This window comes from Sphingomonas sp. UV9 (assembly GCF_004101245.1).
Taxonomy (GTDB): Bacteria; Pseudomonadota; Alphaproteobacteria; order Sphingomonadales; family Sphingomonadaceae; genus Sphingomonas.
The window spans coordinates 192,270-211,839 of sequence record NZ_SCIN01000002.1 but is presented as its reverse complement, the minus strand read 5'-3'; the positions used below and the strand labels follow the sequence as shown (position 1 = coordinate 211,839).

General features: G+C 67.0%; 23 protein-coding genes. 3 read left to right on the top strand and 20 right to left on the bottom strand.

The genetic code is table 11. From position 1 onward, the window contains the following. Positions 1–40 precede the first annotated feature (40 nt). The 15 genes from EQZ23_RS07330 to EQZ23_RS07260 all read right to left on the bottom strand — a co-directional run bounded on the left by EQZ23_RS07330 (position 41) and on the right by EQZ23_RS07260 (position 13,129). On the bottom strand, positions 41–2,329 hold the full coding sequence (locus EQZ23_RS07330; protein ID WP_128453823.1) for a DUF2460 domain-containing protein: 2,289 nt from the start codon (positions 2,327–2,329) through the stop codon (positions 41–43). 228 nt (positions 2,330–2,557) lie between these two features. Beyond that, positions 2,558–3,103, bottom strand: a complete 546-nt coding sequence (locus EQZ23_RS07325; protein ID WP_128453822.1) for a tail tape measure protein — start codon at positions 3,101–3,103, stop codon at positions 2,558–2,560. After that, on the bottom strand, positions 3,096–3,287 hold the full coding sequence (locus tag EQZ23_RS07320; RefSeq protein ID WP_128453821.1) for a phage tail assembly chaperone: 192 nt from the start codon (positions 3,285–3,287) through the stop codon (positions 3,096–3,098). The genes EQZ23_RS07325 and EQZ23_RS07320 overlap by 8 nt, the downstream gene beginning before the upstream one ends. Further along, positions 3,284–3,598, bottom strand: a complete 315-nt coding sequence (locus EQZ23_RS07315; RefSeq protein ID WP_128453820.1) for a gene transfer agent family protein — start codon at positions 3,596–3,598, stop codon at positions 3,284–3,286. The genes EQZ23_RS07320 and EQZ23_RS07315 overlap by 4 nt, the downstream gene beginning before the upstream one ends. Before the next feature lie 156 nt (positions 3,599–3,754). Then, positions 3,755–4,162 carry a phage major tail protein, TP901-1 family gene (locus tag EQZ23_RS07310; RefSeq protein ID WP_128453819.1) on the bottom strand — a complete coding sequence of 136 codons (408 nt, stop codon included), beginning with the start codon at positions 4,160–4,162 and terminating at the stop codon, positions 3,755–3,757. Between the two features lie 11 nt (positions 4,163–4,173). Beyond that, the gene (locus EQZ23_RS07305; protein WP_128453818.1) at positions 4,174–4,557 is read right to left on the bottom strand and encodes a DUF3168 domain-containing protein; all 384 of its coding nucleotides are present in this window, start codon (positions 4,555–4,557) and stop codon (positions 4,174–4,176) included. Beyond that, positions 4,554–5,114 carry a hypothetical protein gene (locus EQZ23_RS07300; protein WP_128453817.1) on the bottom strand — a complete coding sequence of 187 codons (561 nt, stop codon included), beginning with the start codon at positions 5,112–5,114 and terminating at the stop codon, positions 4,554–4,556. The genes EQZ23_RS07305 and EQZ23_RS07300 overlap by 4 nt, the downstream gene beginning before the upstream one ends. A 160-nt stretch (positions 5,115–5,274) precedes the next feature. After that, positions 5,275–6,276: a phage major capsid protein gene (locus tag EQZ23_RS07295; protein ID WP_128453816.1), complete on the bottom strand. Its 1,002-nt coding sequence runs from the start codon at positions 6,274–6,276 to the stop codon at positions 5,275–5,277. A gap of 226 nt (positions 6,277–6,502) precedes the next feature. Next, positions 6,503–6,901, bottom strand: coding sequence for an HK97 family phage prohead protease (locus tag EQZ23_RS07290; RefSeq protein ID WP_240663401.1), 399 nt, complete (start codon positions 6,899–6,901; stop codon positions 6,503–6,505). Further along, positions 6,889–7,194 carry a DUF6127 family protein gene (locus EQZ23_RS07285; RefSeq protein ID WP_206364233.1) on the bottom strand — a complete coding sequence of 102 codons (306 nt, stop codon included), beginning with the start codon at positions 7,192–7,194 and terminating at the stop codon, positions 6,889–6,891. Before EQZ23_RS07285 ends, EQZ23_RS07290 begins: the two co-directional genes overlap by 13 nt. Next, positions 7,194–8,303 (bottom strand): phage portal protein, encoded by a 1,110-nt coding sequence (locus EQZ23_RS07280; RefSeq protein WP_128453814.1) that lies wholly within the window; start codon positions 8,301–8,303, stop codon positions 7,194–7,196. The genes EQZ23_RS07285 and EQZ23_RS07280 overlap by 1 nt, the downstream gene beginning before the upstream one ends. Positions 8,304–8,353: 50 nt before the next feature. Further along, positions 8,354–9,712, bottom strand: coding sequence for a terminase family protein (locus tag EQZ23_RS07275; protein WP_128453813.1), 1,359 nt, complete (start codon positions 9,710–9,712; stop codon positions 8,354–8,356). Beyond that, positions 9,709–10,539 carry a hypothetical protein gene (locus EQZ23_RS07270; RefSeq protein WP_128453812.1) on the bottom strand — a complete coding sequence of 277 codons (831 nt, stop codon included), beginning with the start codon at positions 10,537–10,539 and terminating at the stop codon, positions 9,709–9,711. Before EQZ23_RS07270 ends, EQZ23_RS07275 begins: the two co-directional genes overlap by 4 nt. 536 nt (positions 10,540–11,075) lie before the next feature. Then, positions 11,076–11,456, bottom strand: a complete 381-nt coding sequence (locus tag EQZ23_RS07265; RefSeq protein ID WP_128453811.1) for a hypothetical protein — start codon at positions 11,454–11,456, stop codon at positions 11,076–11,078. Between the two features lie 803 nt (positions 11,457–12,259). Beyond that, positions 12,260–13,129, bottom strand: coding sequence for a 3-hydroxyacyl-CoA dehydrogenase NAD-binding domain-containing protein (locus EQZ23_RS07260; RefSeq protein WP_128453810.1), 870 nt, complete (start codon positions 13,127–13,129; stop codon positions 12,260–12,262). Positions 13,130–13,200: 71 nt separating this feature from the next. Between EQZ23_RS07260 and EQZ23_RS07255 the strand changes: the two genes are divergently transcribed. Continuing rightward, positions 13,201–14,373, top strand: coding sequence for a DUF1176 domain-containing protein (locus EQZ23_RS07255; RefSeq protein ID WP_128453809.1), 1,173 nt, complete (start codon positions 13,201–13,203; stop codon positions 14,371–14,373). Between the two features lie 36 nt (positions 14,374–14,409). After that, a complete protein-coding gene (locus tag EQZ23_RS07250) occupies positions 14,410–14,610 on the top strand; it encodes a hypothetical protein (protein WP_128453808.1) in 201 nt (66 codons plus the stop codon). 260 nt (positions 14,611–14,870) lie between these two features. On the opposite strand, the gene egtD is transcribed toward EQZ23_RS07250, so the two are convergent. From egtD to EQZ23_RS07225, 4 genes are all read right to left on the bottom strand, one after another. Further along, on the bottom strand, positions 14,871–15,848 hold the full coding sequence (gene egtD, locus EQZ23_RS07240) for an L-histidine N(alpha)-methyltransferase (RefSeq protein ID WP_128453807.1): 978 nt from the start codon (positions 15,846–15,848) through the stop codon (positions 14,871–14,873). Next, a complete protein-coding gene (gene egtB, locus EQZ23_RS07235) occupies positions 15,848–17,119 on the bottom strand; it encodes an ergothioneine biosynthesis protein EgtB (protein ID WP_128453806.1) in 1,272 nt (423 codons plus the stop codon). Before egtB ends, egtD begins: the two co-directional genes overlap by 1 nt. A 61-nt stretch (positions 17,120–17,180) precedes the next feature. Continuing rightward, complete coding sequence (locus EQZ23_RS07230; RefSeq protein WP_128453805.1) at positions 17,181–17,774, bottom strand: cob(I)yrinic acid a,c-diamide adenosyltransferase; 594 nt, start codon at positions 17,772–17,774, stop codon at positions 17,181–17,183. A gap of 17 nt (positions 17,775–17,791) precedes the next feature. Then, positions 17,792–18,022, bottom strand: a complete 231-nt coding sequence (locus tag EQZ23_RS07225) for a twin transmembrane helix small protein (RefSeq protein ID WP_128453804.1) — start codon at positions 18,020–18,022, stop codon at positions 17,792–17,794. A 116-nt stretch (positions 18,023–18,138) separates the two neighbouring features. On the opposite strand from EQZ23_RS07225, the gene EQZ23_RS07220 reads away from it, so the two are divergent. Then, on the top strand, positions 18,139–18,489 hold the full coding sequence (locus EQZ23_RS07220; protein WP_128453803.1) for a DUF3147 family protein: 351 nt from the start codon (positions 18,139–18,141) through the stop codon (positions 18,487–18,489). A gap of 205 nt (positions 18,490–18,694) precedes the next feature. On the opposite strand, the gene gluQRS is transcribed toward EQZ23_RS07220, so the two are convergent. After that, positions 18,695–19,522 (bottom strand): tRNA glutamyl-Q(34) synthetase GluQRS, encoded by an 828-nt coding sequence (gene gluQRS / locus EQZ23_RS07215; protein ID WP_128453802.1) that lies wholly within the window; start codon positions 19,520–19,522, stop codon positions 18,695–18,697. Positions 19,523–19,570 lie beyond the last annotated feature (48 nt).

Here is a 19,570-nt window from a genome sequence, read left to right as displayed (position 1 = left end):
ACCCTCAACCGACCGTAGCTCTCCCGTCGGGACGAGGGCCTCAAGCCTCCCGAATCTCAACCAACGGCACATTCGCCGCCACCCCCGCCAGAAACGTAGCCCGCGCCACGCTCAACCGATCCTCGGCAAACCGAACCGGCACATCGAAGGCAAACCCGGCCGTCACCACAGCCCCGAGGGCAGGCGCCAGATCCAGCACCACCCACCCCCCAGCCTCCACGGAAAACGCCGCAGTCCCAACGCCCTCCACGGCCACCGCAACGCTCCCCGCCACCGGCCGCGTGATCCGCCGCTCCGCCGCCCCGTACGACTTTACCAGGGCAAACCGCCGAGCCACCCCGTCCCCAACCCCAACGACCTCGCCCGCCGCGTCGAAATCGAAAGGATCGCGCAACCGAAACCCCCGCGCCGCCCCCATCCGCGCGCGAAAGAACGCGAGCAGCACGCCGATATCCGCCTCGCTCCGCAGCCCCGGCCCGACATCATACGATGTCCGCGCCTCCGCCCACGCCGCATTGCGCGCCTCCCGCCCCCCGGCACTCGTCACGATCGCAGTCGAGAACCCGGGCGCCACCTCGGCCTCGCGCCCCAGCTCCAACGGAAACAGCACGTCATCGAACGCGTCCACGGCATCCTCCCCAGCAGTATCGAAATGCACGAACCCGTCGCGCATCACCTGCGGCAGCGCCCACAGGAACGTCTCCGCCACCCCGCGCGCGCGCGCGACCTCGGCAGCAGCCTCGATCAGTCCCCACTGCACGGCCTGGTCCGGCCGCAACACGAACCCCGACAGGTAATGTTGCCGCTCCACCGGATACCCCAGCCGCGCGAACGCCACCGCCACGCCCTCCGCCGACGACGCGCTATCCCCCGCCGTCACCCAGTCGTAATCCTCGAGCTGCAACACATCGAACGCCGGGCTCGCCCACGCCACCGGCATGTTCGCCCGCTTCGCCTCGGGCGCCGCCGCATCCAGCACGGTCGGCAGATACGTCAGCAAGTGCGAAACGCATCCCCCCGCTCCGAGCGAATGCGCCTCGGCTTTCGCCGCCGCCACCAGAGCCGCCGTAGACGCCGCCAGACATACCCCCGCCGCATCCAGCGTAGCGATCCGCGCGGCGTTCTTCGCGCCCAGGATACTGCCGATCGCGACCGGCGCGAACGCCGCCACCGCGCTTGCATCATAGATGCAGGGTCGCCCGTCGGGCATGATCCACCACCACGGCTCGCCGACCTGGAACTTCGCCGCCAATCCGGCCCCGACAGCGATCGCCACGAACGCCCGCGCCACCGCCTGCAGATACCCCATCGCCCCGCCATGCGCCGGCGACAGCAACGTCGACGGCGGCGCCCACCCGGTCAACGCCGGCGACCCGTCCGCGGCGCGCTGTTTCCAGTCGTTCCAGCAATGCGCGTCGAACAGCTCGTAGCTCAGCGACCAGATCACACCGAACCCAAGCGCCTGGGCCCGCACCGCAAAGTCCCGATGCCAGGCCGCACACGCCGCGTTCAAGACGCCCCCGGCCGCCGACACGTAAAACCCGCCCCCAGCCCCCTCGAGCCGGAAATAATGGCTCATGCCCACATAATGCGTGATGCTCCCCCGGTAGCCGAGGTGCAGCGCATTGCGCAGCAACCGCGCCGGCGTCAGGTTGTAGCTGTCGTCATACCCGCCCGCGATCCGCACCTCGTGCTCGGGCACCACCGCGTCGCCGATCGCCAGCACCGACCCGGGCCCCTCACAGACCAGATCGGTCCACTCGACCCACCCCTCTCGCGCCGCGGCGAGGGCCACATCCACCCCCGAATACTCCGGCGGCACCACCGACACGAACATCCGGTCGATATCCCCCACCCAAACGGGATCGGAGTCCTCGGGCAGTTCGAATCCGCCAACAATCGCCGCAAAATCGAGCGAAACGCGCGCATCCTCGGGCGTCCCGACCGCATAATTCCACAACCGCACATACCACGCGCGCGCCACGCCAGCGGCATCGCGCCCCTCGATCGTCAACGTCGGGCCATTGATGGCATCCAGCGCCATCACGCCGCTCGAACGCCACCGAAAGCTCAGCCGACAATCCCGAAAATCCCGCGACGTCTCGTACTTCAGCAACGGATGATCGAACCGGTCCTCGGCCTCCCAGATCAGCCCCGCCAGATCGTCTGCCTTGTAGAACACCGCATCCACCCGCAGCGAATCCGGCCCCGTGGTGACGACCGAAGCCATCATCGGCCGAGGAAAATCCACCGTCCAAAACCGAGGATCGAACCGCGACACAAGCCCCTCGACCTGCACCGTCCGAGCCGAGCAAAGCCACTGCGCCATAAAGTCCTCCTCTTGTGTCCCTCGCCCCTCCGGGGAGAGGCAGGGGCCCGTGCGGCCTTTGCGCGTAGGAGGGTGAGGGGCGTGAGGGTAGGAACGCCCACCCCAAAGCCCCCTCACCCCGGACTTGTTCCGGGGTCCACCGTGCCGCGAATCAACGGCCGACGGCCAAGCGCAACGGTGGATGCCGGAACAAGCCCGGCATGACGAATGCCACCTGCTCCAACATCGTCACTCCACCGCAAGCGCCGCCTTCACCGCGCGCGCCACTTGCCGGCTCGACTGCGCCAAAACCCCGGGCGCACCCCCGGCAGCAGCGTTCACCGTGATCGCGACCCGAACCTCCCGAACCCCGCCGCCAGCCGCAACGACCTGCCCGCTGGAAGTAGGCACGAACACCTCCGCCCCCCGCTCCCCGACAACATACGCCCGCCCCGGCGACACCGGTCCGCCGGTCGCCCGCCCCGGCAACCCGCCGACCAACCCGGCCAGCGCGCCACTCAAACCGCCGCCGCCCAGCACCGACTGCACCCCGGCCTTCAACGCCGCCGAAGCGATCGCATCCAACGCCGACAGAGCGACGCCCTTCAGTTCCTCGAACCCCAGCTTCCCCGACCGAACCGCGCGCAACAGCCCCGCCTCGACCCGCAGCGAAGCCCGCTCGGCCCCGCTCCCCAGCACGCTTTCCAGTTCCTCCCGCATCGACGCGACATCGCGCGCAAACCCGGCCGTACCCACCCGAACGCTCACCAGCGCCGGTTCAAGATCATCATCCATCAGGAAAAGCCCCCCTCAACCGCGCGATCGTCGACGCATCGGGCGGCGTCTCCGCCTCGCCGACCAGCGCCCCCACGACCCCCGCCAATTCCGCCGGCGTCGCCCGCCAGAACACCTCCGGCGCCCACCCCAACACCGCCCCCGCAAACCCGGCAAGCCGCGCGGCGCTCTCGGAAAACGTCACTTGCCCGCCAGGATCTGCCGCAACAGCACCCGCAGCACCGGCGTCATCGCCGCCAGCCCCGCCTCCACCACCGCCTCGCCAAGCCGCTCCCGAGTAACCCCTTCGGGACACTCGCGCAGACAATGCCAGAACAGCCCCACCATCTCCCCGATCCCAAGCTTCCCTTCCGCGGCCCGCTCGACGAGCGCGAACAAAGGCCCCAGCTCGCTCTCAGCCGCGACCAGCGCCTGAAAACTGGGTCGCAAAACAAGCATCTCCCCCGCGACCCGAAGAGAAGCCTCCCCCCGAACCGCATTCGCCAGATCCGTCATAAGAAATCTCCCAAAAACCCTCTCCCTGCAGGGGAGAGGGAGGGGCCCGCGCGAAGCGTGGGAGGGTGAGGGCACGCCCACCAAACACCGTGCCCTCACCCTCCCGTCGCTACCGCTCCTCCTTCCCTCTCCCCCAAGGGGAGAGGGTTGAGAAAATCACCCCACAACAACCGCCCCGGAACTCTCCAAACTCAGCGTGTAGGACCGCTCCCCATTGAAATCCCCGGCATAGTCCAGCCGCGACACGAGGAACTTCCCCGTCATCGTATCGCCCCCCTCGAACGCCAGCCGATAGTCATCGAGCACGCCCGACAGCGCGCTGGCCTTCACCCGCAACTCCGCCACCGACCCGGTAAAGACGCCAGCCCCCGACACCGAAACACTCCGGACCCCGGCCCCCGACAGCAACTGCCGCCACCCGCCCGAATCCTTGGTCGTGACGACGATCGCCTCGCCATTCACCGACATCTGCGTCGTCCGCAGCCCCGCCACCGTCGCATAGACGACCGGCGCCGCCCCGTTCCCCACCTTCAGCAGGAACGCACTCCCCTTCTCCACCGCCATGTCAGCTCCCTTCAGATATCGCGGTACATCCGCACCAGAAACTCAGCCGTCCCGCGCCACCGATCGCCGACCCGCAGCACGCGAGACCGCACCAGCGCCACACGCACCGCCCGCCACCCCTCGCCCAGATCGGGATCGAGCGCGTCGAGCCCCTCCTCCGCCGCCGCCAACAGCGCGCGCAGCCGAACCGGCCGCTCCCCGCCATCGAACAGCGTCAGCACGACGCGCCCCTCCCGCCCGCTCCAGCTCTTGGTGCTCCAGTCCGACAGCACCGGCTCGTCGACCACCGCGTACGGCAGCCCCCCGCGCACCGGCGGCGCATCGAACACGCTCACCGCCAGCACCGCGTTCAACCGCGCCACCAGAGCCGCCTGCAAAACCACCCGCGCACTCATGCCAAAGCTCTCGGGTGCAACGCCAAGCCAAGCCGCATCCGCCGATACGGCCGCCACAACGCCGCCACCGCCGCCGGCGGCGCGACGTCGCTCTCGCGGTGATCGAACAGATGCGCGACCAGCATCGCCACCCCTTGCGCGATCGGCGCCGGCACCGCCTCGAACGTCACCGCCAGCCCAGCCGAATACGCGACCGCCACCCGCCCCGCAGAGCCCGCCGCGATCACCCGCACCCACCCAACGCCATCCGCATCGATATCGACCGCATACGCCCCGACCCCCAAGACGAACGGCGCGCCCTCGGCCGGCAACCCGGTCACCCCGGCAATCGCCGCAACCGGCGCGACCATCAGCCGCTGCCACCCTGCCGCACTGGTCACCACATCCTCGAACGGCCGCGCGATCACCGCCGCCCCCAGATACGCCTCCGCCAGCAGCAACGCGGTCTGCGCCAACCGCGCGAGCACCGCGTCCTCGCCACTCTCCACGCGCAACAAAGCCCGTGCCGCGACGACCACCTCAGCGATCACCCCGGCAGAAATCGCCGACCCACCCATGCCAGATCTCCCAAACTTAACCCCTCTCCCTCCGGGGAGAGGGAGGGGCCCGCGACGAAGTCGTGGGAGGGTGAGGGCACGCCCACCAAAGCACGTGCCCTCACCCTCCCGCCCCCACGGCTCCTCAGTCCCTCTCCCCGACGGGGAGAGGGACGAGCACTCAAGCCACCGAGAACTTCATCAGCTTGATCGCCTCGGAGTTCGTCACGCACCCACCGACCCGCTTGGTCGCGTAGAAGTTCACGAACGGCTTGTTCGAATACGGATCGCGCAGGATCCCCGTCTCGGTGCGCTCGGCGATGATGTACCCCGCCTTGAAGTTGCCGAACGCGATCGCCAGCGCGTTGGCGGCGATATCGGGCATGTCCTCCGCCTCGATCACCGGATAGCCGAGCAGCGTCGCCGGCACCCCCGCCGCCAGCGACGGCGCCCACACGAACGCGCCATCGGTCGTCTTGAACTTGCGGATCCGCGCCAGCGTCGCCGCATTCATGACAAAGCTCGCGCCCTGCCGATACGGCCCGCGCAACGACTGGACGAGATCGATCAGCCGCTCCTGCGGACTGGCCGAAAAGTCGCCCGCGGTACCGCTCGCGAGATACTGCACCGTCCCGAACGCCCGCACGCCGTCCGCCGTCGCCGCGGTCGGCTGCGTCAGGAACCCCTTCGGCCGGCTGACACCCGACCCCGACACGAACGCCGCCCCCTCGGCCTTGGCGAACTCCATCGCGATCTCGCCCGCCAGCCACTCCTCGACATCGAACGCCGCGTCGTCGAGCATCGCCTGGCTCGCCGAAGGATTGGCATACAGCTCGCCCGCCGGCGGCGCGATCTCGACGAACACCGGCGTCGCCGTCTCCGGCCGCGCCGCATTCTCCGCCGCCCAGCCGGACGGCGTACCGCCCGTGGTAACGAGCTTGCGATACCCGGCCGAGCCCACCTTCACGACATTGGCGATTCCCCGGATCGGCGAAATGCCCTTCAACAGCGTATCGATCTGCGCATCGATCTCGCGCGGCACCGCAAAGCCGCCCGCGTCCCCCGTCACCCCCGTGAACGCCTTCATCTCCAGCGTAGCGCCGGTCCGCACGAACCCCGCAAACGCCGCATTCTGAGCCAAGGGGGAAGCCCCCTCCAACACCGGCCGGTCAACAACACCCATCAGTCATCTCCTCGCATGGAACGAAAAAAGGCGCCCCGCAGGACGCCTCGTGAAACCTAAAAACCCTCTCCCTCCAGGGGAGAGGGAGGGGCCCGCGCGCCCTTCGCGCGTGGGAGGGTGAGGGGCATGAGGCTCGGAACCGCCCCGTTCTCCTGCGAACGCAGGAGCCCAGGATCACACGCGTCTCACCCCTCCACCCTGGATTCCTGCCTCCGCAGGAAAACGATCACGCCAGGATGTCGACCAGTTCGACCCGCGCCAAAGCCTGCATCGGCACCGCCACCAGACTCACCTCGACCAGCTCCACTGCCAGCAATTCCCGCCGCACTCCCTGCCGCACGGAGGTCGCGCGATACCCCACCGACAACCCCGCAATCGCCCCCGACCGCACCAGCCGAGCGACCTCCCGATCCTCGACCATCCCCTCCACCCGCAACCCGCGAGCATCCTCCCCGACGAAGGACAGCGAGCCCACGGCCGCCCCCCGATGCTGCCACAACAAAGGCACCACGCGAGCCCCGGCAAAGGCTCCTCGCCGAACTATATCCCCCGCGCGGTCGACCACATCGAACACCGCCGCATACCCGGCAAAGGCCACCGTCTCGCCGGGCCTCACTTCAGCCACGCGGCGAACCCCAGTTTCACCGCCAGCCCCGCCAGCATCAGCGCCATCGCCAGCCGCGCGATCCACCCCGCGACCGCTTTCCACGCCGACCGCTTCGCATCGCGCCACGCCGCCAACAGCTCGCGCAGCTCCGCCACGTCCTCCCGCGCGCGCTCGTCGCTGAGCGCCACCCGCGCCAACGCCCGCGTCGCGCCCAACTCCCCCGCCTCCTCCGCAATCGCGCGCAACGTCACCAGATCGACGCCCCGCTCCGCCCCCTGCCGCATCAGCTGCGCCAACACCGCCCCATCCATCACGCCACCTCCGCAATATCCAGCATCGCCCGCTTCTCGCCGTCACTGAGAAAGCCCGCCCCGCTCACCATCCCCCAGAGCCGTTCGCGATCCTCGACCAGCGCCGGCACCCGGTCGAGATCGACCGCAATCGCCGCCCCCGCGAACCACCCGCTCAACCCCTGCGCGATCCCCGTCAGCACCGCGGACGCGATCGGCAGCACCCCCAGACGCCACAGCGCGCGGTTCGCCTCCCGGTAATTCGCGTAGCTGTTATCCCCCGGCAGCCCGAGCAGCATCGGCGGCACCCCGAACGCCAGCGCGATCTCCCGCGCCGCCGCCGCTTTGGTCCCCACGAAATCCATGTCCGCCGGCGACAGGCTCAAGGCCTGCCACCTGAGGCCGCCCTCCAGCAGCATCGGCCGCCCGGCATTCCCCGCCCCCGAGAACGACTCCTCCAGTTCCCCCTTCAACCGCGCGAACTGCTCCCCCGACAACGCCGAGCCGTCACCCGGATCGAACACCAGAGCCCCGGACGGCCGCGCCGCATTGTCGAGCAAAGCCTTGTTCCACCGCGCCGCCGCATTGTGGATCGCCACCGCTCCCGACGCCGCGCCAAGACACCCCAACCCGTAATGGTCATCGACCGGATTGAAGCTCTTCAGGTGGATCACCTCGGGCCGCACCGCCTCCGCATGCAGCCGCGTCACCCGCTCGCCGACGCGGTACCGATACGCCGCCGGCCACCCGCTCGCATCCGCCTCGACCGCGACCCGCTCGGGCCGCAGCGCGAACAACTCCGCCGCGCCGCCATCGACGTCGCGCAGCACCTGCACATACGCATTCCCGTGCAACAGCATCTGCGCGACGACCGTCTCGATCAACGACTGCCCCCCGGACCGCGCCGTCACCAGCGCGATCAACGCAGGGTCCGACGCGAGCAACGGCGCCGATCCCACCCCCTCGACCACCAGCTTCACCGCCCGCTGCACGATCGGATTGCGCAGATACCCATCGCGCACCTGCGCCTCGTACGACTGCGGCACATCCCCAAACATCGGCGCGCTGAGCGCACGCGACAACACCGGCCGCGATTCCTCGCGCCCGGATTTCCACCCGAACAATTTCATGATGATCTCCCGTTGTCCCCGTTCTCCTGCGCACGCAGGAGAACGGAACCCTACAAAACCCGCACGGAAACCCGCCGCACCGGCCCCAGCATCACCTCCGTCATCGCCCAGACGAGAGCATCCGCGCGATCCGGCGACCGCCCCGGCCCCTCATACCCGCCGCCCGCGATCAGCCCGCAAAGCTCGTCCTCCAGGTCCGGAAACGCCCCCACATGCCAGGCCCGGCCACTCTCGTACAAAGCCGCCACCGGCTCGGCCCGCGCCACCTTCCCGAGCGACGCATGCACCAGCTTCACCGGCATCGCGCGGTCGGCCCCGGCAAGGACGCTCCCCACCATCTTCCCCCCCTGGTTGGCCTCCGCGATCACCCGGTCCGCGCCGTGCCGCTCGGCACACTCGGCCACCGCCCGAGCCCACCCTTCCGGACTGGCGCCGGACACGCTCGCATCCTCCAGCACATACGCAAACCCATCGACCCCGAGCGCCACCACCACGATCCCGCAGGCATCCCCCGGCCCCCCGGAAACACTGCCGGCCGGCGGATCCACCCCGACGACCACCCGCGTCACCGCCGGCGCGAAAGCCACCCGCCGAGCCTCCACCAGATCCCGCGTCCACAAAGCCCCCGCAACATCCTCGATCAGCTCGCCGTCCAGCTCCTGCCGCCCCAGCCGCGTCCCCGCATAGGACGCCGTCACCGCCTCGACGAAGCTCGCCGGCAGATGCACATTATCGCGCGTCCGCCCCTGCGACCGCACCACCCCCGGCAGCGCGAGGATCCGCCGCAGCAACGCCACCGGCCGCGGCGTCGTCGTCACCACGATCCGCGGCAGCGTCCCCAGCCGCAGCCCCATCATCAGGTTATCCCACGTCGCAGCCCCGTTGCGCCATTTCGCCACCTCGTCGCACCACGCCACATGATGCTCGGGCCCGCGCAACCCCTCCGGCGCCTCGGCCGAATACGCCGACGCCAACGCCCCGTTCGCAAACCGCAGCTCGCCAAGGCCTGCCCGCCAGACCGGATCCTCGTCATCCCGCGCGACGGCGAGCAACCCGCTCTCCCCCTCGATCATGACCCGCCGCACGTCCTCGATCGTCGCCCCGACCAGCGCGATCCGCGCCCCCGGATTATCCCGCGCCACCTGGCTGACCCACTCCGCCCCGGCACGCGTCTTCCCGAACCCGCGTCCGGCCAGGATCACCCAGATCCGCCAGTCGTCCGCCGCCGCACCCGCGCCAGCACCCGTCCCGAGATGCTGCCCCGGATGCGCCCACACCGCCCACCGATCATGCAGCTCGCGCCGCTGCGCCGTGGTCAGCATGCCCAGCACCCAATCCGCCCGCGTCCGCGGCAGCATCGCCAGTTCCGCCACCGGATCGCGCACCGGCGCCGCCCCGTCCCCGCTCATTCGCAAAGCACTGCGGGCACGACATTCTGCCCGGTCCCATCCTGCTCCAAGGCCCCCCGCGCGACGGCCCCCTGCGCGACGACCCCATGCTCGACGATCTTACCCCCGACCCGCTTGACCTCTGTCGCCGCGATCCGCCGCGCCAGCGCATCGAGCTGCTTGATCAGCGCCGCATCGGTTTCCTCCGCCGAAGCCCGAGCCTTGCGCCCCCGGCCGCCAGCCTTCCCCGCCACCCGGTCCGCATTCCGCGCCAGCAACCGCAGCGCCAGATCGACGCCAGTAATCGCCGACGTAATCGCCGGCGTAATCGCCGGCGTAATCCCCGGAGCAACGCCCAGCGCCCCCACGGCAACGCCGTCGCCAACGCCCGCCCGCCCCGCGCCACCACCAGCATCGCGCGCCACGCCGGGAACCACCGCGTCCCCGGCCCCGTCCGCCGCCCGAGCCGCCGCTTCCGCCCGCCGCCGCTCCGCCCCGAAGCCCTCGGTCTTCGCCTCGCCGCACGTCGCCGCCCGCGCCTCCTCGATCCCCGCCTCGATCGCAGGCGCCGGGTCGATCCCCTCCAGCGCGAGCGCCATCAGCGCCTGTTCGAGCCGCCCATAGCCCTCCGCCAGCGCCTCCTCCCACTGGCCTGCAAACACCGGATCGCGCCGCCGCAGATAATAGGCGCCGCAATCGGTCATCCCCATCGCCGCCGCCGAAGCCCGCACGTTGCACGTCGCACTCAGCATCGCGAAAAACCCCTCGCGCCGCGCCTTGGTCCACCCATCCTTGCGCACCGCGGCGCACTGAACGATCCGATTATCCGCCGCCACCAACCGCACCATCCCCGCTCTCCCAGCAATAGGACCCGCCAGAACGCGAAAAGGCCGGCGACACCCGAGGCTCCCACCCCGACCGTCCCGGCCTCTCTCCGCCCGAGCCACCCAGCCCAACCCGCAATTCTTCAGCGTTCCCCTTATGTACCAAAGGAGCGTGACGATGTCAAGCCTTTTAACCGATCTGGTTCGGAGTAGTGTGGCCTACACCAAGCAGCGTGTTTCCCCGCGAAGGCGGGGACCCAGCCTGGGCTCCCGCCTTCGCGGGAGAACAAGAAGGCGCGCGCGACGGTCTGACGGACAATCGGCCAATCGCTCGTTAGATTATTCTGGACAGAGCAGGGAGCGGATCGTTTGGCGACTGTGACACGTCATGCAGGGATAAAGAACCACGCGCGATAATGCAGGTCGCGCTAGGCGTGTCATAATCGCCTGAGGCTGGGACCGGGTATACGGGGAGAACCGCGCTCACTCCTGTTTGAATTGCCCTCTCGCAAATCTCTATGATTTTTGGGCCGTAGGCGGGGTACTACAAACGATCTCAATCAAAATGGAACGTCGTCGTCTAGTTCGTTGATCATTGCATCTAGCGCGTCATCTGCCCCAGACGCTTGCCGCTTTGCCATATCAAGTAATGCTGAGCATAATAAGTACCAGTTATCAAATCCAGCAGGAGCCATATCGCCATATTTTATGGTTTCATCGGTAAATGAATCGGATATCTTACTATCAGTTCCAAATATTGCAAAGTTTATAAGCTCTTCACCTTCGCCATTAAGTGAAGAATATACGAACAGGGAGCGTCCTGCTACGACTGCATATATTTGCTTGGCATCATTAATTCCCCAATTTATACCACGCTCCAGCGTCTTTTTGTACAAAAGCTCCACAAACTTCTTTTGTTTGTTAAGGGTATACTGGGTCATATCATATCTCTCTGAATGGAAGACGTTATCGCAGCTATAAGCTCGTCATGCCTTCGTAACATGCCTCGTGTTTTTGACACATCTATTGATACGGGCGGCTTCTCAAGCGACCTCTCAATACGAGCGCAAAGCTTTTCGATGTGTTCCGAGGCCGTGGATATTTGTATTAGCAAGTCCTCATCGGTGACATGTCCGGTGGCTTTGACCTGAACAAGGCCGCGCCTTACGTCTTCGTAGCTGTCAGTGACGTCTTGCCAAGATCCGTTGCTCAAGTAGCGTCTAGTGGCGCTTAGAGCGTAACTTGCCTTAGCTATGTCTTGAGCTGCATCGTATTTAGAAAGGGAGTCGCGTATCCGAGCAACTTCATCTTTCACAGCTGTAGCTGCACCCTTTGCTCTAGAAAGCTGAACTAGCGTAATGCCGAAGCCGACGATTGTTAGCACCATACCTGCGATGGCAAGCCAAAATCCCCAGCCTGCAACGAGAAGCGTACTCTCCGCTCTAAAAGGCCAGTCGAACAGGGCGCAGGCTCCAACCTTTAGCCGACGATGGTTAGCCGCTATGTGAACGGCACGTCACGCTATCATTGTTCTACCCTACCTGCGCTCGCGGCATCGTCAACGCTTACCTCCCGTAAGTCTCGCGGATTATCTCACCCTTGCGTCAGCTAGTACAAAGGGCTAACACAACGGTCCCGATGTCGAAATAAATATCCTTTGTTTTTCAGTGCTTACGGGGATTTTAACCGATCCCCCTCGGCTCCACCAGCGGGCGCAATTCCGAGGGCGAAGCGACTACCCCCCTCACCGAGTAGGCACAGGCTCCGCCCCAGAATAATCATAAAACCCGCGCTTGGTCTTCCGCCCAAACCACCCAGCCTCGACATACTTCACCAGCATCGGCGCCGGCCGGAACTTCGGATCGCCCGTCCCCTCGAACAGCACGCGCGTAATCTCCAGGCACGTATCCAGCCCGATGAAGTCCGCCAGTGTCAGCGGCCCCATCGGATGGTTCAGCCCGAGCTGGCACGCGAGATCGATGTCGCGCACGCTCGCCACGCCCTCGCCGAGCGCGAAGCACGCCTCGTTGATCATCGGCATCAGCACGCGGTTGACGATGAAGCCCGGCGCGTCGTTCGCATGCACCACCTGCTTGCCGAGCTTTTCCGCAAATGCCTCGACCGCCGCCACCGTCTCATCCGATGTCGCCAGACCGCGGATCAGTTCGATCGGCCGCATCACCGGCACCGGATTGAAGAAATGCACGCCCATGAACCGCGCCGCATCTGGCGCCGCCTGCGCCAGCCGCGTGATCGGGATCGACGACGTGTTCGACGCCAGGATCGCGTCCGGCCCCAGCACCTTGCCGACCTCAGCGAAGATCTGGCGCTTCACCGCCTCGCGCTCGGTCGCCGCCTCGACGACGATGGCGCAGTCGCCCATCTCGCCCACGCTCGCGACCGGCTCGATTCCCGCGAGTGCCGTGTCACGCGCTTCGCCCGCGATCTTTTCCTTCTCGACCAGCCGGCCGAGCGCCTTGGCGATCCCCGCCTTCCCCTTGGTCGCCGCCTCCAGCGATACGTCCGCCAGCAGCACGCGGTACCCCGCCTGCGCCGATACCTGCGCGATGCCCGCGCCCATCTGTCCTGCACCAATCACACCGATCGTCTGCATGTCGCTCTCCTGAAATCGTTGCCCCTCCCTAACCGCTTTTCCCCGCGCTGCCAGAGCGCTAGGCTGCAATCATGCTGTGCAAACCGATCTTTTCCGCCCTCACGCCCCTCGTCATGCTGCCGCTGATGGCAGCCTGTTCGCCAAGCCAGCCCGCGCCGGAGCCCAAGGCGGACACCGGGACAGCGCCCGCGCCAGCCCCCCTCGCGCCGGCAACGCCCCAGCCGGCGTCCCAGCCGACCCCGACCACCGACTCTAACGCGCCGCCAAAGCCCGGCGCCACGAAGACCTTCACCGACTGGACGGTCGGCTGCGACAACGGCCTGCGCTGCACGCTCGGCTCGCTCCTCCCCGAGGCGAGCATGGGCCAGGATACGATCACGCTGAACCTCACGCGCGAGCCCGGCCCGGTCGCGAACGGCGGCGGCAAGATCTCGCTGGCGATCGAAACCCGCAACGACCAGGCCGCCACCAAGCGCCCGCCCGCCAGCTTCGCGGTCGACGGCAAGCCCATCGCCCTGCGCGACGGCGGCGCCCTCGCCGCCGCGATCGCCAACGCCCAGTCGCTGAAGATCCTCGACGCGAAGGGCGGCACCTTGTCCACGCTCTCGCTCAAGGGCGCCGCCGCCGCGCTCCGCTACATCGACGCGCAACAGGGTCGCGCCGGCAGCACCGACGCGATCGTCGCCAAGGGCCCGGCCGCCTCGCGCGCACCGACGCCCGCCCTCCCGGTCATCGCCGCGGTCGCTCCGTCGGGCGCGGCCGCCAGGCTGACCGCGGCGCAGATCGCGACGATGCGCAAACGCGGGTCCTGCGATCTCGGCAATTCCCCGTCCGGGGCGGCACCAGAAATGTTCGCGCCCGAAATCCACGCACTGGGCGGCGGCAAGTCGCTCGCGATCCTCCCCTGCTCGACCGGCGCGTACAACCTTATCGGCATCCTCTTCATTATCGACGGCGCGAAGATCGTCCCGGCCCAGACCGACGCCCCTTCCGGCTTCGAGGAAACCGGCGCCGACCCCGGCACGCGCGTGAAGAGCGTCGTCAACGGCACTTTCGAGAACGGCGTCCTCACCAGCTACGCCAAGGGCCGCGGCCTCGGCGACTGCGGCGTGATGCAGAGTTTCGTCTGGGACGGCACCCGCCTGCGCCTGTCCGAGCAATCCGAAATGGGCGAATGCCGCGGCAACATCGACTACGTCACGACGTGGCGCACGACGGTGGTCCGGCAAAAGTCAGCGCTGTAATATACGATATACCTCGTCGCGCTGGCCCTGATCGCCGTGCTTCGGCCGCTGCCGACGTTCGATCCGGGTTTCCGCTGGCCGAAGGGGTACGCCTATATCGGCATTGTCCCCTTGCTGATGATGCAAGGCGTGTTCGTCGGAATCACCGGGGAAATCCCGTTTCGCGCGTTGTTCCTCGGCTACCTGCTTGCGATCATGCCACAGCGCATCAGCGTTGGCCGTACCGACATTTCATAGGCGACGATCGCCACCGCCGTCATCTTCTCGCTCGCGCACATCCAGTCCTTTTGGCAGAAACCGCTGACCGCAGCGATCGGTCAGTAGCTATACGAGACGGCCTTCGGCGTCTTCTATGGCTGGCTGTTCGAACGGTCCCGCAGTGTCGTGGTGCCGATCATCGCGCACAATACCGGCGATTTCGTCGAATGGTCGCTTCTTTTCCTGATGAGCAGGGCCTGGGGTTAGCGCGCAGGGCGAAATCCCGAAAGCCCAGGCAATCAGGGCGCCGGCCGCTCCATCTGAGCCTCGGCCAGATACACCCCGAACAGCCCCTCGGGATCGGTCCAAGCCGCCACCGGCGTCCACCCCCCCGACCGCAACAAAATCCGCGCATCCCGCTCGCCATATTTGTGCGAGTTTTCCGTATGAATAGAGTCACTTGCAGACATTTCGAACGTACGCCCATCCACCGTGAACGCCACATCACGCGTCGCCTCCAGATGCATCTCGACGCGCGCGCGATCGTCGTTCCAGACCGCCTTGTGCCGGAACGCCTCGACCGGAATATCCCCGCCCAGCTCGCGGTTGATCCGCTCGAGCAAGTTGAGGTTGAATGCCGCGGTCACGCCCTGCGCGTCGTCATAGGCGGGGACGAGCACGTCCTTTCCCTTGATCCGGTCCATCCCGATCAACAGCATCGCGCCGACGCCGAGCGACGTCCGCATCGCCCGCAGCAGGTCGACCGCCATCAGCGGAATCATGTTGCCGATCGTCGAGCCGGGAAAGAACCCCAGCTTGGGCGTGTCCGCAATCGTCTTCGGCAAGCTCAGCGGCCGCATGAAATCGGCTTCGAACGGCAGCACCAGCAGGTCGGGGAACTGCTCGCCCAGCACCTTGGACGATTCTCGCAGGAAATCGCCCGAAATGTCGATCGGCACGTATACCGAGGGCGCGACCGCATCGAGAAGGATCGGCGTCTTGACCGACGATCCCGAACCGAACTCGACGACCGCACGGCCCTCGCCGGCGATCCTCGCCACCTCCGGACACACCGTCTCAAGAATCGAGCGCTCGGTCCGCGTCGGGTAATATTCCGGCAGGTCGGTGATCTTCTCGAACAATTCCGAGCCACGCCGGTCGTAGAACCACCGCGCTGGAATCGCCCGCGGGCGGCGGGCGAGGCCGTCCAGCACGTCGGCACGGAATTGCGGGTCGGCAAGCGTCTGCTGGCCGTCCTCGATCTCAGGCTTCAACATCAGATATCTTTCGCAAGGCGCACGCCGGTGAACTGCCATCGTTGGTGCGGATAGAAGAAATTGCGGTAGCTCGCGCGGACGTGGCCGCGCGGTGTCGCACAGCTGCCGCCACGCAGGATGAACTGCGAACTCATGAACTTACCGTTATATTCGCCGACCGCGCCATCGACCTTCGCGAACTTCGGATAAGGTCGATACGCGCTGCCGGTCCATTCCCACACGTCGCCGAAGAACGCCGGACCGCCTGACGAAGGCCGCGGTTCGACCGGACCTGCGACGTCCATCTGGTTGCCGCCGGACGCGTCATGCAACGCGGCGGCGGCCTCCCACTCGAACTCGGTCGGCAATCGTGCGCCGGCCCAGGTCGCATACGCATCCGCCTCGAAAAAGCTGACATGCGTCACCGGCGCGGCCGGATCGATCGCGCGGCGACCGTCGAGCCCTAACCGGGTCCAGCCGCCGTCTCGCTCTTCCCAATACAGCGGCGCGACGATGCCTTCCGCCTTTACCCAGGCCCAACCATCCGCCAGCCAATGCTGCGCATCGCGGTAGCCGCCATCAGCGATAAACGCGGCCCATTCGCCGTTTGTCACGGTCCGGTCGGCGATCGCATGCGGTGACACCAACGCTGAATGCCGTGGCCCCTCGCAATCGAACGCGAAGCCTTCGCCGTGATGGCCGATCTCGACGATCTCGCTGCCACGCTCGATCCAGCCGATCGGGCCCGGCATCGCCACCGGAACTTTCCGCGCCGCCGGCCACATCGCCGGTTCGAGCGGATTTTCCGAAAACATGTGGAGGATGTCGGTTACCAGCAATTCCTGATGCTGCTCCTCATGGTGACAACCAAGCGCGACCAGCGTCTGCGCATCCTCGGACAAAGTGGGCAACGCCGCGAGCAACGCCGCATCGACATGCGCACGATACGCCTTCACCTCGTCGAGCGACGGCCGCGTCACCATCCCGCGGCGGTCGCGCGCATGGCGACTCCCCTCGGCCTCGTAATAGCTGTTGAACAGGAACGGGAAACGCTCGTCGTGCAGCGCATAATCCGCGACATGATCGCGCAGGACGAACGTCTCGAAGAACCACGTCGTATGCGCCAAGTGCCATTTGGTCGGCGACGCATCCGCCATCGATTGCACGGTCGCGTCGGCATCCGAAAGCGGCGCGGCGAGCGCGAGCGTCAGGTCGCGAACTGCTGCAAAACGCTCGGCTATGTGGGAGATTTGCGGCGCCGCGGCGCGGTCGGGACGGACGGGACTGGGCATCGATCTCTCCTCAGTTCTACGTCAACCGATGCGACGTTGGAACGCGAGCGACGATACGCGCCTAGTTGCGCGTAGCCCCCGGTCGCCAAAGAACGTCCCCGGCGCCGTTTTGGTTCACGGCGCGCGATGCGACGAAGAGAAAATCCGAAAGCCGGTTAACATACGCTAATGCAGCCGGATTGAGCCGATGCGTCTCGCTCGCACCGACCGCGGACCGCTCCGCCCGCCGGCTGATCGCGCGCGCCAGATGCAACGCGGCGGCTTCGGCCGAACCACCCGGCAGAATGAAGCTACGTAACGGCGCGAGGTGCACGTTCATCGCGTCGATCTCGCGCTCCAGCCGCTCGACCTGCGAGGGCACGATTCGCAACACCATCTCCGACGGCGTGAAATCGTCGGCTCCCGCTTCGTCCGCGCCGGCCAGGGTTGCCAGATCCGCGCCGAGATCGAACAGGTCATTCTGGATCCGGGTCAGCGCCGTCGCCATCGGGTGATCGCCCAGCGCAATCACCGCCAAGCCGATCGCCGAATTCGCCTCGTCGACATCGCCGATCGCCTGCATCAGCGCGCTCGACTTGGACACGCGCGATCCGTCTACCAGCCCCGTCGTGCCGTCGTCACCGGTCCGCGTGTAAATCTTGTTCAGCTTGACCATCGGTCCAGTCTCCCGACCTAGGTCCGGCCTGCCGCGAACAGGATGACGACGACGATCAGGATCGCGATCGCTTGAAAGAAGATGCGTTGCTGCATCATCCGATTCGATTTGAGCGAGGCCGTGCTCGGGCCGTTGCCGTCGCGGACCTGTGCGCTTCCCTCCTGCAGGAACGACACGACGCCCCGCACCAGAGCCACGAGGGTCGCGATCATCGCCGCGATCAGGAGGATGACGAGAAACGTGTTCATTACCCGAATGTAAGCGTGCAACGGCGGGGTAGCAATGGCATAGCCGATGCTGCGGAATGACCGATGTTACGAAGTATCGATATTGCGAAAGGGTCGGCGATGCGCACAGATAGCGCATGCTCTATTTAGCGCTCAAGGCCCTGATCTCCGGCATCCTGATCGCCGCCGCGTCGGAATTGGCCAAGCGCTATCCGGGCTTCGGCGCGCTCGTGGCATCGCTGCCGCTGGTATCCGTCCTCGGCATGATCTGGCTGTGGCACGACAAACCCGATCCGCGAACGATGGCCGCGCACGCCGGCGCGACCTTCTGGTACGTCCTGCCGTCGCTGCCGATGTTCCTGCTGATCCCCGCAATGCTCCGCCACGGCGCGCCGTTCTGGCTGGCGCTCGTAGCAGGCTGCGCGCTGACGATCGCGCTGTATGCGGCGATGACTTGGGCCGCGCCGAGGTTAGGGATCGAGCTTTAGAACGAGCGCACCAGGAAGCCCGCAAAACCAGCATGTTTCTCCCGCGAAGGCGGGGACCCAGTCTGGGCTCCCGCCTTCGCGGGAGAACAAGGAAGCGGGCGCGACGCCACCCGACAGAGGCCGCCACCTAGGGCAGGTCACCACCCCGGCGAAGGCCGGGGTGGTGGAAGTGGGCGCGGCCGCAGCTGTTGCTTCAGACACCACCCTAACCCGCAGCCCGCAACCGAGCCGCCAACCCAAGCCCATCCTCCCCCGCCGCCCGCATCTCCGCCAAAGACCGCGCCCCATCCCGCTTGGCCAGCCGCCGCCCCGCCGCATCCACCACCAGCGGATGATGATGATACGCCGGCACCGGCAACTCCAGCAAAGCCTGCAACACCCGGTGCACATGCGTCGCCGCGAACAGATCCACGCCGCGCACCACATCGGTCACCCTCTGCGCCGCATCGTCGAGCGTCACCGCAAGATGATAGCTCGCCGGCGCATCCTTGCGCGCCAGCACCACGTCCCCCTGCGGCATCGGATCCGCGACCACCTCCCCCGCCGTCGCATCGTGCCACGTCAAAGCACCCGTCTCCGCAACAGCCTTCGCCATATCCAGCCGCCAGCAACACGCCCCCGTCCGCGCCGCGATCTCCGCCGCCGACAGCCCCCGACACGTCCCCGGATACGCCGGCCCGACATCCCCCTGCGGAGCGGACGCGCTCGCCGCGATCTCCGCCCGCGTGCAGAAACACGGATAGACCAGCCCGCGCGCCTTCAACCGATCGAGCGCCGCCTCGTACGTCGCGAGCCGCGCCGACTGAAACACGAGCGTGTCCCACCGCAGCCCGAGCCACGTCAGATCCTCGAGAATCCCGTCGGCGAACTCCACCCGGCTGCGCGTCCCGTCGATATCCTCGATCCGCAGCACGAACCGCCCGTCCCGCTCCCGCGCGAAATCATGCGACCGGATCGCCGACACCGCATGCCCCAGATGCAGCCGCCCGGTCGGGCTCGGCGCGAACCGGGTTACGACCGTCTCGCCGCTCACCGCGCTTGACCTGACGATACGCGCCGTGCTGTCATGCCGGTGTCATCG